The following is an 11871-nucleotide window of genomic DNA, read 5'->3' as shown; positions in this document are numbered from 1 at the left end:
GCGACTGATAATTTGAGAAGAGTCCGGGAAAATCGTCTGGCGTTGCGCGAAAGACTCATTTCCCTTGTGGTGCCAGCAAAATGGCCCACAAAATCTTGCGTGTTTCGCGTGACGTAAGGGGACCTAGCGCGCGCCGCGGGCCATGAAGGCGAGCCGTTCGAACAGATGCACATCCTGTTCGTTCTTCAACAGCGCACCATGTAATCTTGGCAAGGCGTTGGCCCCATCCCGCCGCAGATCCTCCGCCGTAAGGTCCTCTGCCAGCAGCAATTTCAGCCAATCCAACACTTCTGAGGTGGAAGGCTTTTTCTTGAGACCTTGAGTCTCGCGCACTTCGTAGAATTGGGTCAGGGCGGCGGTCAGCAACGCATCCTTGATGCCGGGGTGGTGCACGGCGACGATCTTGCGCAGCGTCTCGACCTCGGGGAAGCGAATGTAGTGGAAAAAGCAGCGGCGCAAAAAGGCGTCGGGCAGCTCTTTTTCGTTGTTCGACGTAATAATGACAATTGGACGCACTTTTGCGGCCACCGTCTCTCCTGTCTCGTAGACGTGAAATTCCATCTTATCGAGCTCTTGCAGCAGATCGTTGGGAAACTCGATATCCGCCTTGTCGATCTCATCAATCAACAGCACGACCTTGCCGTCAGCGGCAAAGGCCTGCCACAGCTTGCCGCGCTTGATGTAATTGGCGACATCGTGGACCTTTTCATCGCCCAATTGGCTGTCGCGCAAACGACTAACGGCGTCATATTCATACAGGCCCTGCTGGGCTTTGGTGGTCGACTTGATATGCCATTCGATCATCGGCAGACCCAGTGCGGCGCTGACCTGTCGGGCCAGTTCGGTTTTGCCGGTGCCGGGTTCGCCCTTGACGAGCAACGGACGTTCGAGTGTCACCGCGGCATTCACCGCCATGGTCAGTTCGTCAGTTGCCACATAGGCGTCTGTGCCTTCAAATTTCATGTCTTTTCCCACCTGTTCGCCGCGCAACTTAGCAGCTTCGTCCAACCCTTCAACACATCGTTTTCAAGACGTTTTGGGGGTGACATGCGGCACGCATGGGGCTAAACGAAGCCAAGTTTTGAGGGGAACCGTTGTATGTCAGGACCAGCAGAAGAAATGACAGGCAACACATTGAGAGGGGAAGCAATGAAAGCCGAGGTTTTCTTGCCTGACGATTACCGTCCCGCTGAGGACGAACCATTTATGAACGACCGCCAAACTGAATATTTCCGCCGCAAGTTGCTGGATTGGAAATCAGAGATTATGGATGATAGCCGCGATACCGTGGCGTCCATGAAAGACCAGACGCGCAACATTCCCGATGTGGCAGACCGCGCATCCGAGGAAACCGACCGCGCGTTGGAATTGCGCACCCGCGACCGTGAGCGCAAGCTTGTTGCCAAGATTGATGCGGCCCTGCGCCGGATTGACGAAGGTGAATATGGCTATTGCAGCATCACCGGCGAGCCGATTTCATTGAAGCGTCTGGATGCGCGTCCGATCGCCACAATGAGCCTTGAGGCGCAAGAGCGTCACGAGCGGGGCGAGAAGGTCCATCGCAAAGACTAAGCCTGTGACCCAGGCCCACACGGTGGCCGGCGGCGGGATCGCCGGTCTGGCCGCTGCGGCCGCGTTGGCCCAGAAAAGGGCGAGCGTTACAGTGCACGAACGCGCGCCGGTCTTACGGACCCAAGGTGCGGGTTTGCAGATTTCCCCCAACGGTGGCCGGGTATTGGAGGCGCTGGGTTTGGGGCAGGCACTGGCCGAAAAATCCATAAAATCTCAGGCAGTTGTGCCGCGTGACGGTTTGACAGGTCGTGTTGTCGCACGGTTCGCATTGCCGCAAAGCGTGCCAGGGTTCCGGATGCTGCACCGGGGTGATTTGCTGGCAATGCTGGCCAAGGCTTGTGTTGATGCAGGTGTTGAGGTTGTGACTGGCAGCACGCTAACTCCTGACACGGCACCGGCCAATGGGCGACTGCTGGCGGCAGATGGGCTGCATTCGGCGTTTCGTCCCGTTTTGAACGGGTTGGGCACGCCATTCTTTACCCGTCAGGTCGCGTGGCGCGCCATTGTCGACGGCGACGCGGCACCAGAGGCAACCATTTGGATGCTGCCGGGGCGGCATGTGGTCAGCTATCCTTTGCCGGGTGGCAAGATCAATATTGTCGCGGTGCAAGAACGCGATGCTTGGGCGGAAGAAGGGTGGTCTCATGCAGATGATCCGGCCCATGTAAGGTCTGCGTTCAGTGATGCAGCTTCGCCGTTGAAAGCGTTGTTATCGCAAATAAAAGAGGTCAATCTGTGGGGACTCTTCAGGCACGAGGTGGCGGAGACCTGGGCCGAAGACGAAATTTATCTGTTAGGTGACGCAGCTCATCCAACATTGCCGTTTCTGGCGCAGGGAGCGAACCTTGCACTTGAGGATGCCTGGGTTCTGGCGCGGTGTTTGACGGAAGGTGGCGACTACCAAAAGCTGCGTCAGGCGCGGGTGAAACGGGCGATTGCGGCGGCCAATGCGAATGCGGTGAATTATCACTTGCGCGGAGTGCGGCGGGCGGCATCGCATGGCGTGTTGCGTGGGATCAGTGCCGTGGCACCAAACGCATTTCTATCAAGGTTATCATGGCTTTACGACCATGACGTCACCCGCTAGGCCAGTTTGACCCCGCCTCAGATGTAGCGCGTTCCAGCACCTCCATCGTTTCGAAATCGACGCGGTAGACGTCCTCTTCTATCCGGAAATAGACCCATCCGTCGCGGGCATCGGGCAGGCCGTACCAACGGGCGTTAAGCAGCATGGAATACTTGCCGCGTTCAAGGATTTCGCCGATCTCAACCGGGGGTGGGCCAAGCTCTTTTGTGGTCTTGGGAACGCTGATGATCTTGGCTGTCGCACAGCCCGCGCCGGTGTTGGCGGTCAGGCACTGAGCTTGCAAAATGGAAGGCAGGAAAGCCAATAATATGAATGTGATACGCAACATTCCTCAAGCCGCCAGATCGACCCAGACAGGCACATGATCAGAGGGTTTTTCGCGGCCTCTGACAGCGCTTTCGATCCAGCAGCTTTGCAGCAGGTCGGCGCATTGTGGGGTCAGCAGAAAATGGTCGATGCGGATGCCGTCGTTACGGTCCCAAGCACCGGCCTGATAGTCCCAGAAGGAGTAATGGCCGTCGCCATGGGTGGTGGCGCGAAAAGCCTCTGTGAATCCAAGGTGTTGGATGCGGCGGAAGGCCTCGCGGCTGGGCAAGCGGTGCAGCGCGTCGTTGACCCAAGCCTCTGGCCGTTTGGCGTCTTCGGGTTGCGGGATGATGTTGTAATCACCGGCCATGAGTGCCGGAACCTCATCTGCCATAAGTGTCTGAGCGCGTTTATAAAGTCGCTCCATCCAGTCCATTTTGTAGGCGTATTTGCCGCCCGCAACAGGGCTGCCATCTTGGTTGATTTCGACCGGATTACCGTTGGGCAGATAAAGCCCGCAGATACGTACCGGGGTGTCGCCCATGACGGTTGCTTCGATCCAGCGGGCCTGTTCGTCGGTGTCATCGCCGGGCAAGCCACGGGTCACATCCTCGAGCGGGATTTTGGATAGGATTGCAACACCGTTGAAGCCTTTTTGTCCATGAGTTTCAACGATATAGCCCATATCCTCGAAGTGTTCGCGAGGGAAATTTTCATCGACCGACTTGATCTCTTGCAAAAGCGCGACGTCGGGTTGGCTTTCGTTCAGCCAGTCGGTCAATGCACTGATGCGCGCCTTGATGCCGTTGATGTTAAATGTCGCGATTTTCATGATTTGCCTCACTGCCTGTGGCAATTTTGAACCATGCAGAACCCATACACAACCCGTACACGACCCATGCACAACCTGTATGCACATCGTCCGGACGCCGATCACCCACTACACATCTAAACAGCAAAAAGGGCCGCACCATGTGGTGCGACCCTTTGATCCGTTAACCGACTGGCGTTAGCTGTCGTCGCTTACATCCAGTGTGATCCAAGCATCCGCTTCCATCGGTGTCGTGATGGGGCCCGCATAGAGCACGGCGGCAATATCGGTTGTGTTCGCTGCCGGATCCAGCGGCACGACCAGATCGTCATTTGCGCCTTCCGACACTTCAACGGTGCCCAGCACCTCGCCAAATTCGCCACCGGCGTAGTCATAGATGACCACAAAACCGTCGGCATCTGACGTCACCAGGTTCAGTTCGATGGTGTTGTTGTCTTCGACCAATGTCTGAAAACCAAAGTTGTTTGCGTAGGCGGCGGTTGTGCCCAGTGCAAGCGTTGCGGCAAGGGCGGTTGTTTTCATAAGGGTGTTCATAAGAGCATCCTTTCTGGTTTGCTATGAGCGACGAAGTATGCCGTCGCTTTCTGCTATGGTGTCACAACAGTGGGGGCGCAAATTCGTTTCATGATGCAGGGAAAAAATTTTCGAAAACTCTACAACACATTGAAAATAAACGGATAAAAGTAGTTTTTCGTCGAAATTGTGCCCCTCTGAGTTGGCAACATTCTGTCAGTCACAATCTGTCATGCGCGGCGTTCTGTCGCCTTGTCGCAGACTTGTTTCGTCACATGGAAAACGAGGTGCCGCAGCCGCATGAAGAAGATGCATTGGGATTGTTAATCACAAACCGCGCGCCGATGAGTTCTTCGGTAAAGTCAATTTCGGCATCGGTCAGGAACGGCAGCGAGACAGAGTCGATCACCACCTTTTCGCCGGCGCCTTCAAGGACCAGATCATCGTCTTTCACCTCATCAAGGTCGATCTCATACTGAAAGCCGGAGCAGCCGCCGCCTTCAACCGCGATGCGGAGCGCCTTGCCTTGGTCAGAGGCGCCGATTTCGGCAAGCCGTTCAAAGGCGCGGGTGGTGACTTTGGGGGGAAGGGTCAGCATGAAGGAACCTATCGGTCTGGTGTTGCTTCAGATATAGAGGCGGCAGGCAAAGACGACAAGGCAGGGCAGGGACATGGCAGCCCCATATGCGACCGATCCGGCGAATGCGCGGGGGCGGCTTTATGCAGAGGAAGAGAGCAACTTTCGCTCTCCGTTTCAGCGCGACCGCGACCGGATCATTCATGCAAGCGCGTTTCGCAGGCTGAAACATAAGACGCAGGTGTTTATTGAACATGAGGGCGATTATTTCCGCACCCGGCTGACCCATTCGATTGAGGTGGCACAGGTGGCACGGACGGTGGCGGCGGCACTTGATCTGAACGTGGAGTTGACGGAGGCCGTGGCACTGGCGCACGATCTGGGCCACACGCCCTTTGGCCATACCGGAGAGGAAGCGCTGGACCGGCTGATGCAGCCCTTTGGCGGGTTTGACCATAATGCGCAGGCCTTGCGGATCGTGACCGATCTGGAGCGGCATTATGCAGAGTGGGACGGGCTGAACCTGACATGGGAGACGCTGGAAGGCATTGCCAAGCATAACGGTCCTGTCATAGGTGACATTCCCTGGGCACTGGCCGCGTACAATACGCGCCATGATCTGGAGCTGCACACCCATGCCAGCGCAGAGGCGCAGGTTGCTGCACTTGCCGATGACATTGCCTATAACAATCACGATTTGCATGATGGGTTGCGGGCAGAGCTGTTCAGCACCGATGAGCTTGCAGAATTGCCAGTGCTCAAGGACTGCTTTGCGCGGGTGGATAAGCTGTATCCGGGATTGAATTATTATCGCCGCAGGCACGAAGCCTTGCGCCGGTTCTTTGGTGTGTTGGTCGAGGATGTGATTGTGGTCAGCCGCCGCAATCTGGCAGAGGCCAACCCGGCATCCGTCGCGGATGTGCGCCATGCGGGGCGGATGATGGTGCAATTCACACCTGCGCTGTGGGAGGACCTCAAGGTGATCCGCCGGTTCCTGTTTGAACGCATGTACCGCGCGCCTGCGGTTGTCGAGATGCGGGTGGCGGTGACCAAGATGATTGACGAGCTGTTCCCGTTCTTTCTGTCGAACCCGTCAGAGCTGCCCAAGCAGTGGCGCAAGGATGTGCAAGAGGTAGCGGATATGGAAGGGTTGGCGCGGATCGTGGCAGATTACATTGCGGGTATGACCGACCGCTTTGCTATTCAGGAACACAAGCGTTTGATTGGTGGCACACCGGTGCCAGCGGGGGTGACAGATGGCGACTGAACAGCTTGCAGATGGGGCCATGGCCCCGGTGGTGGCCTTTGCACTGGTCGGGGCCCTCGGTGTCGGCAGCCAGTGGCTGGCGTGGCGGCTGCGGATGCCTGCGATTGTGCTGATGCTGGCGGCGGGCATTCTGGTGGGGCCGGTGTTTGGTGTCTTTGACCCCGCCCGCGACATTGGGCCGTTGATGGGGCCGATGATCAGTATCGCGGTGGCGATTATTCTGTTTGAGGGCGGGCTGACGCTGAATTTTCACCAGTTGCGGGATGCAGCGGTCGGGGTCAAACGGCTGGTCTTTGTGGGCGCGCCCTTGGGCTGGATCACGAGCGCGCTGGCGCTTCACTACGGGGCCGGGCTGTCGTGGCAGACCTCGGCCGTCTTTGGCGGGATCATGATTGTGACCGGCCCGACGGTGATCGCACCTTTGTTGCGCACGGCCCGCCTTTCACGCAGGCCAGCGGCCTTGTTGCAATGGGAGGCCATTGTGAATGACCCCATTGGCGCGTTGGCGGCGGTGCTGGCGTTCGAGGTGGTTGTGGTGCTGAACACAGCCACAGCGGTGGGCGCTGCGGTCAGTGATCTGGTGATCGGGATCGGTATTGCCACCGTTCTGGGGGCAGCGGGCGGATACGGGCTGTCGGCGGCGTTCAAGCGCGGGTTGGTGCCGGAATACATGAAGGTGCCGGTGCTGTTCGCCCTGCTGTTGGCGGTCTTTGGCGTCTCGGACGCGGTGCTGCATGAAAGTGGATTGCTGGCGGTGACGATCATGGGGATCGTGATCGCCAATGCCGACCTGCCGTCTTACGTGGAACTGCGGCGGTTCAAGGAACATGCCACGGTCTTGCTGGTGTCGGGTGTGTTCATCCTGCTGGCGGCGGGGTTGGATTTTGCGGCGTTGCAAGCGTTGGATTGGCGCGCGGCGGTGTTTGTGGCCGCCGTGGTGTTGGTGGCGCGGCCTTTGACGGTCTTTGTGTCATTGGCCGGGTCGGGGCTGCCGTGGCGGGAACAGGCGCTGGTCGCTTTTACCGGGCCGCGCGGCGTGGTGCTGGTTGCGGTGGCGGGGCTCTTTGGTGAGCGGCTGTTGTCGCTGGGGCTGGAGGACGCGGCGTTGATCGCGCCACTGGCCTTTGTGCTGGTGGCATTCACCGTGGTGCTGCACGGGTTCACGCTGGCACCCTTTGCGCGGGCCTTGGGGCTGACCGGGGCGGATACGCCCGGAGTCATCATTATCGGCGGGTCAGAGTGGTCAACAGCGCTGGCTGAAGCATTGACGCGGGCCGAGGTGCCAGTGCTGATGACGGACCCCAACTTTGGACATCTGAGGGGCGCGCGGGCGGCAGGCATTCCGACCTATAGCGGTGACATTCTGTCAGAAGGGGCGGAGCAGCGGTTGGAGCTGGTCAGCTATGCCACCTTGGTCGCCGCGACCGATAACGATGCCTACAACACACTGGTGGCGACCGATCTGGCGCCAGAGTTCGGGCGCGACAACGTGTTTCAGATCGCACGGGCGACGTCCGACAACGCGCGGCATCAGCTGCCCAGCACGCTGGGTGGCAAGGGGATGGGGCTGGACGCCACCTTTGCCGAGATGGAGAGGATGTTCCGCGCAGGCTGGACCTTTCGGACCACGCGGCTGACGGAGGAATTCACGCTGGAAGACTGGCGCGCGGAACGGCCTGATGCGCGGCTGGTTGCGCGGATTTCGGCCAAGGGAGAGATCAAGCTGATCGCTCGTGATGAGGATGTGAAGCCTGCGCCGGATGTGCGGGTGCTGGCGTTCCGTCCGCCCGAGGGTTCTGGTGATGCCCAGCAGCCGCCAGCGGAGTAAGCGGGGGTAGACGTCCCGTGGCGGGACAGCGATCTTTCGTCGAACGATAGCCGTTGTTCCTTGTGCATTTAGGGCGTGGATATCCGAACTCGATCAACCGGTTGCGTCGGGCAATACTGTCTCGAACCTCATGTCTTTCTGACTCTCAACCGGTGGCCGGGTCCTGGTCGGTGGGTAGGACGGACGGAAAGGGTTGCCGTCCGCACTTTGCCTGCGCGACAACAGGACATATACAAGTGGTATGCAATCGCGCCTCGAAGCATTAGACCCGGAACTTGCCAAACAGCTCGACTTTGTGAGTTTTGATGAAGCAAAGAACAGAGTGATGTTGATACTTTCGGACGGACTGGCATCGTTGCCGAAAAAGGTAGTTCGGTACCTTCCAAAGGATTTTGGAGTTCATTCTTACACAGACTTCCAAGATCACGTTGACGCTCTTGATGATCGTTATCTGTCTGCGGAAGTAGCCGGAAATCACGAGGACGCAAGTGCGTATTTTATGGCGGCTCGATTCATGTCTGCAGTGATCTCGTGGCAAGCAGCCAGCAATCATTTTGATCTTTGCGAAGCGGCCTATTAGGCGCACTTCTCCAAAAGCTGATCTTCAACCCAAGTTGTCGAAAGGGCGCTGAGGCAGGACGCCCCCAACGTCACCTGGCGCGCAACAGAACAGCACAGCGCTCCACCGCCCGGCGCAAGTCCGGGCACTGCCCGACCTCCCCCAGGAGGGCAGTTTTGCAACCTTTCAAGCAGAATGACGTCAGACCTATGGTGATGCCCCGCGCCACGGGACCGTTGCGGATGCCCTCCAGGTCGGGCAGTGCCCGGACTTGGCCTGATGTCTTCGAAATGGCGCAAAGCCGTCCTTTGTCGCTTCACGCAGCGGCAGAGGTGTGCCGCTGGGCAGCAGGGCCGCAAGAGCGGTGCGGATCGCTCGCACCAAACGTTAGGGCAGCAGGCCCGCGGGGTCGACGGATTGCAGGCCGCGGCGGGTTTCGAAGTGCAGGAAGCTGGGATCGCCTGCGCGCACTTTGCCGATGGTCTGGCCACGGCTGACGCTATCGCCCTTGGCGACGGTCAGACCGTCGATGTTAGTGTAGACCGTCAGTAGGTTATCGGCGTGTTGGATCACAACAATCGCCATGCCATTGGTGTTGGTGGTCGTCGCCGCGACATTGCCACTGTCGGCGGCTTTGACCGGGGTTCCGGCGGCTGCGCCGATGTCGATGCCTTCGTTGCGGCCCGGGGCGTATTCACGGATGACCGGGCCCTCGATCGGGCGCAAGAGGCGGGCGTTGGTATTGCTGGCCGCAGGCGCGGGCGTGGTCGCCGCCCCGGTGTCCGGGGTCGGCGGTGCGGGCAGCGCCTCTGCCGCGGCGGCAGGTGTTTCGGCAGGCAGCGGGGCAGAGGCGCTTGGCGGCGTCGGCGTTGGGGTGCCGGCACCGGGGTCGGTGACAGGGGCGGGGGCCGCAACTGGTCGGCGGCTGCCGGCTTGCGGGATCAGCAGGAAGGCACCTTCGCGGACAGTCAGATCAGAGCCGAGGCTGTTCCATTCGGCGATGTTGGACACCGGAACGCCATAGAGCCGCGAGATCGAAAACACGGTTTCGCCACGCTGCACCTTGTGGCGGATCGGTTCCGCACCGTTGGTGGCTGGGGCCGGGGCCGAAACCGGGGTTGGCGCGACGGCAGCAGGCTGGTCGCCCACACGGTCCAGCGCCGTTGTTGCAATGGCCGCCACATCCAGCGGCTGACCGGGGGTGGCAGGTGCCGCACCGGTTGCGGGCGAAGGTTCGGCCACGCGGCTGGGCAGGGCCATCAATTCGCCCGCGCGCAGACCGGTGTCAGGGGCGATGCCGTTAAAGCGCGCCAGCTCTCCTGCGTTCAGGCCCAAACGCTGCGCGACAGAGGCCACGGTATCGCCCGTGCGCGCCACGGCGACCTGATAGTTCGGATAAGAGATCACGCCACGATCATCAGGGGCAGGGCGGTCGGGCAGATTTTCAACCGCCGCAGAGGTGTCAAAGCCATTGCCGATGTCGCGCAGGTCAAAATCGGGCAGGCCGCCTTCGCAAGCCGCCAAAAGGGCAATGGCACCCGTGGTCATCATGAACCGATAGGGGTGACGTGTCATGTCTGCTCTCCTGTGGTGCCGCGCCCCTTGTTGTCCGGGGTCGTCGGCGTTCTAATCCTGTCCCAGCCCTTCGAGCAAGGGCACAAAGCGCACCTGGCGCAGCTCGTCATAGTCAAAACCTGTTTCGTTCCGGGTGACCCGGATCAGCGATTGCACCGCGTCTGACTGACCCACGGGCAAGACCATGATACCGCCCACACGCAGTTGCGCCAAGAGGGGGCTGGGGGGGTCTTCTGCCGCCGCCGTCAGCAGAATGCGGTCAAAGGGCGCCTGATCGGGCAAGCCATGGCTGCCGTCTGCGGCAAAGGCGGTGATATTGGTGATGTCCTGGTTGTCAAAGACGCTTTGCGCCTCGGCCACCAGCCGTTTGTGGCGGTCGACCGTATAGACCCGGCGCGCGAGCTGCGAAAGGATCGCCGCCTGATAGCCCGAGCCTGTCCCCACTTCGAGCACCTTGTGACGCGGTTGCACATCCAGCGCCTGCGTCATGATGCCCACGACTGATGGCTGGCTGATGGTCTGGCCGCAGTTGATCGGCAGCGGCATGTCTTCATAGGCGCGGTCGGCAAAGAGCCCTTTGACAAAGGCAGCACGGTCGACCTTTTCCATTGCGGTCAGCACGCGGGCGTCGGTGACACCCTTGGAGCGGAGCGCGTAGAGGAATTGCATTTTGGTCTGGGCGTCGGTCATGCAAAGAGGTCCTGCATGGCCGCAAGGCTGGCATGGTCGGTGAGGTCCGCGCGCATTGGCGTGACAGAGGTATAGCCGTCGAGGTTGGCATGCACATCGGTGCCGGGGGCGGTTGCAACGTGTTGCGGGCCGCCCTTGATCCACAGGTACGTGCGGCCATTGGGGGCGGTGCTGGGTTCCATCCCGAACGCCGCACCGGGACGCAGGCCCTGGGCCACCATCCGTGCGCCTTTGACGTCTGCGGCAGGGATCGGGGGAAAGTTGACGTTATAGAACATCTGGTAGCTGTCGCCGCCCCATTCCGCACGGTCCAGCAGGGTTTGCACCAGATCAGCGCCATGCTGCGCGGCAGCCTCGAACGGGTCTTCAAGACTGGCATTGTCGGGACCGAAGAATTGCGAAAGGGCAATGGCGGGGACGCCTTGCAGGGCGGCTTCCATCGCGGCACCGATGGTGCCTGAATAAAGCGTGTTGTCAGCGGCGTTGTTGCCACGGTTGACGCCCGAGAGGATCAGGTCAGGGCGCGCGTGGGGCATGACGTGATAGAGGGCGGCCAGCACGCAATCTGCGGGTGAGCCTTCGGCGGCAAAGCGGCGGGGGCCGAGTTCAGAGATCATCATCGGCTTGGTGTAGCTGATGCAGTGGCCGACACCTGATTGTTCAAAGGCGGGGGCCACGGTCCAGACCTCGCCATCGGTCCCGGCGAGTGTGCTGGCGATGGTGTGCAGCGTGGCAAGACCCGGAGCGTTGATGCCGTCGTCATTGGTGATGAGAATGCGCATGTGTGCCCTCGGGGTGTGGTTGTGACCGGTTTAGGCGGCATGGCGGGCGAAGGGAAGCGGCGGCGTGGCGGAAGCCTGGCCCTGTGGCGTTGCTGCGTCAGGACGGGGGTGCCGCTGTTGCCCTGCGGGCAAGGCGCCCCACCCGCCGTCCCGGTTCTTCGGGGACGTGCGTGCGCGGGGGTGGTTCATGTCGGAGCCTCCGGCGGGGATATTTTTGGCCAGAAGAATTGAGACCCGCGCGCAGGATCGACCCGTGCGGGTATGCGGTTTTGCAAATCAAAAT

13 protein-coding genes are annotated in these 11871 nt (G+C 60.2%); 5 read left to right on the top strand and 8 right to left on the bottom strand.

What is annotated here, in order from left to right; all coding sequences use genetic code 11:
• Positions 1 to 123: 123 nt before the first annotated feature.
• Positions 124 to 963 (bottom strand): AAA family ATPase, encoded by an 840-nt coding sequence (locus AB3Y40_RS09440; protein ID WP_369438540.1) that lies wholly within the window; start codon positions 961 to 963, stop codon positions 124 to 126.
• Positions 964 to 1149: 186 nt separating this feature from the next.
• Between AB3Y40_RS09440 and dksA the strand changes: the two genes are divergently transcribed.
• Together dksA and AB3Y40_RS09430 are read left to right on the top strand one after the other, a co-directional pair.
• On the top strand, positions 1150 to 1572 hold the full coding sequence (gene dksA, locus AB3Y40_RS09435; RefSeq protein ID WP_369438539.1) for an RNA polymerase-binding protein DksA: 423 nt from the start codon (positions 1150 to 1152) through the stop codon (positions 1570 to 1572).
• A 4-nt stretch (positions 1573 to 1576) separates the two neighbouring features.
• Entirely contained in the window at positions 1577 to 2659 is a 1083-nt protein-coding gene (locus AB3Y40_RS09430; protein WP_369438538.1) for an FAD-dependent monooxygenase, read from the top strand.
• Here the strand turns inward: AB3Y40_RS09430 and AB3Y40_RS09425 are convergent.
• The 4 genes from AB3Y40_RS09425 to AB3Y40_RS09410 form a co-directional block, all read right to left on the bottom strand.
• Entirely contained in the window at positions 2649 to 2987 is a 339-nt protein-coding gene (locus tag AB3Y40_RS09425) for a hypothetical protein (protein ID WP_369438537.1), read from the bottom strand. The two genes, AB3Y40_RS09430 and AB3Y40_RS09425, sit on opposite strands and share 11 nt — an antisense overlap.
• Before the next feature lie 3 nt (positions 2988 to 2990).
• Positions 2991 to 3797, bottom strand: coding sequence for an exodeoxyribonuclease III (gene xth, locus AB3Y40_RS09420; RefSeq protein ID WP_369438536.1), 807 nt, complete (start codon positions 3795 to 3797; stop codon positions 2991 to 2993).
• A gap of 177 nt (positions 3798 to 3974) precedes the next feature.
• Positions 3975 to 4331, bottom strand: a complete 357-nt coding sequence (locus AB3Y40_RS09415; RefSeq protein WP_369438535.1) for a DUF7282 domain-containing protein — start codon at positions 4329 to 4331, stop codon at positions 3975 to 3977.
• Positions 4332 to 4581: 250 nt separating this feature from the next.
• Positions 4582 to 4905, bottom strand: a complete 324-nt coding sequence (locus tag AB3Y40_RS09410) for a HesB/IscA family protein (RefSeq protein WP_369439628.1) — start codon at positions 4903 to 4905, stop codon at positions 4582 to 4584.
• Between the two features lie 76 nt (positions 4906 to 4981).
• Here AB3Y40_RS09410 and AB3Y40_RS09405 point away from each other — a divergent pair, with 76 nt between their 5' ends.
• The 3 genes from AB3Y40_RS09405 (at position 4982) to AB3Y40_RS09395 (ending at position 8562) form a co-directional block, all read left to right on the top strand.
• Entirely contained in the window at positions 4982 to 6154 is a 1173-nt protein-coding gene (locus tag AB3Y40_RS09405) for a deoxyguanosinetriphosphate triphosphohydrolase (protein WP_369438534.1), read from the top strand.
• Positions 6144 to 7982 carry a cation:proton antiporter gene (locus AB3Y40_RS09400; protein WP_369438533.1) on the top strand — a complete coding sequence of 613 codons (1839 nt, stop codon included), beginning with the start codon at positions 6144 to 6146 and terminating at the stop codon, positions 7980 to 7982. Before AB3Y40_RS09405 ends, AB3Y40_RS09400 begins: the two co-directional genes overlap by 11 nt.
• A gap of 241 nt (positions 7983 to 8223) precedes the next feature.
• Positions 8224 to 8562, top strand: a complete 339-nt coding sequence (locus tag AB3Y40_RS09395) for a hypothetical protein (RefSeq protein ID WP_369438532.1) — start codon at positions 8224 to 8226, stop codon at positions 8560 to 8562.
• Between the two features lie 366 nt (positions 8563 to 8928).
• Here AB3Y40_RS09395 and AB3Y40_RS09390 read toward each other — a convergent pair whose 3' ends face one another.
• The 3 genes from AB3Y40_RS09390 to surE are packed head-to-tail and all read right to left on the bottom strand — an operon-like array spanning position 8929 to position 11588.
• A complete protein-coding gene (locus tag AB3Y40_RS09390; protein WP_369438531.1) occupies positions 8929 to 10116 on the bottom strand; it encodes a peptidoglycan DD-metalloendopeptidase family protein in 1188 nt (395 codons plus the stop codon).
• A gap of 51 nt (positions 10117 to 10167) precedes the next feature.
• A complete protein-coding gene (locus AB3Y40_RS09385) occupies positions 10168 to 10806 on the bottom strand; it encodes a protein-L-isoaspartate(D-aspartate) O-methyltransferase (RefSeq protein ID WP_369438530.1) in 639 nt (212 codons plus the stop codon).
• Positions 10803 to 11588 carry a 5'/3'-nucleotidase SurE gene (surE, locus tag AB3Y40_RS09380; protein WP_369438529.1) on the bottom strand — a complete coding sequence of 262 codons (786 nt, stop codon included), beginning with the start codon at positions 11586 to 11588 and terminating at the stop codon, positions 10803 to 10805. The genes AB3Y40_RS09385 and surE overlap by 4 nt, the downstream gene beginning before the upstream one ends.
• Positions 11589 to 11871: the final 283 nt, after the last annotated feature.

This window comes from Yoonia sp. R2331, assembly GCF_041103235.1.
Lineage (GTDB): Bacteria > Pseudomonadota > Alphaproteobacteria > Rhodobacterales > Rhodobacteraceae > CANMYO01.
The sequence above is the reverse complement of the archived record's forward strand: the minus strand, read 5'-3'. Positions and strand labels throughout refer to the sequence as shown.

Coding starts and splice junctions, on each gene's coding strand:
- AB3Y40_RS09425 (WP_369438537.1), bottom strand. CDS start 2,987: ATGTTGCGTATCACATTCATATTATTGGCTTTCCTGCCTTCCATTTTG.
- dksA (WP_369438539.1), top strand. CDS start 1,150: ATGAAAGCCGAGGTTTTCTTGCCTGACGATTACCGTCCCGCTGAGGAC.
- AB3Y40_RS09415 (WP_369438535.1), bottom strand. CDS start 4,331: ATGAACACCCTTATGAAAACAACCGCCCTTGCCGCAACGCTTGCACTG.
- AB3Y40_RS09400 (WP_369438533.1), top strand. CDS start 6,144: ATGGCGACTGAACAGCTTGCAGATGGGGCCATGGCCCCGGTGGTGGCC.
- AB3Y40_RS09395 (WP_369438532.1), top strand. CDS start 8,224: ATGCAATCGCGCCTCGAAGCATTAGACCCGGAACTTGCCAAACAGCTC.
- AB3Y40_RS09385 (WP_369438530.1), bottom strand. CDS start 10,806: ATGACCGACGCCCAGACCAAAATGCAATTCCTCTACGCGCTCCGCTCC.
- AB3Y40_RS09390 (WP_369438531.1), bottom strand. CDS start 10,116: ATGACACGTCACCCCTATCGGTTCATGATGACCACGGGTGCCATTGCC.
- surE (WP_369438529.1), bottom strand. CDS start 11,588: ATGCGCATTCTCATCACCAATGACGACGGCATCAACGCTCCGGGTCTT.
- AB3Y40_RS09440 (WP_369438540.1), bottom strand. CDS start 963: ATGAAATTTGAAGGCACAGACGCCTATGTGGCAACTGACGAACTGACC.
- xth (WP_369438536.1), bottom strand. CDS start 3,797: ATGAAAATCGCGACATTTAACATCAACGGCATCAAGGCGCGCATCAGT.
- AB3Y40_RS09405 (WP_369438534.1), top strand. CDS start 4,982: ATGGCAGCCCCATATGCGACCGATCCGGCGAATGCGCGGGGGCGGCTT.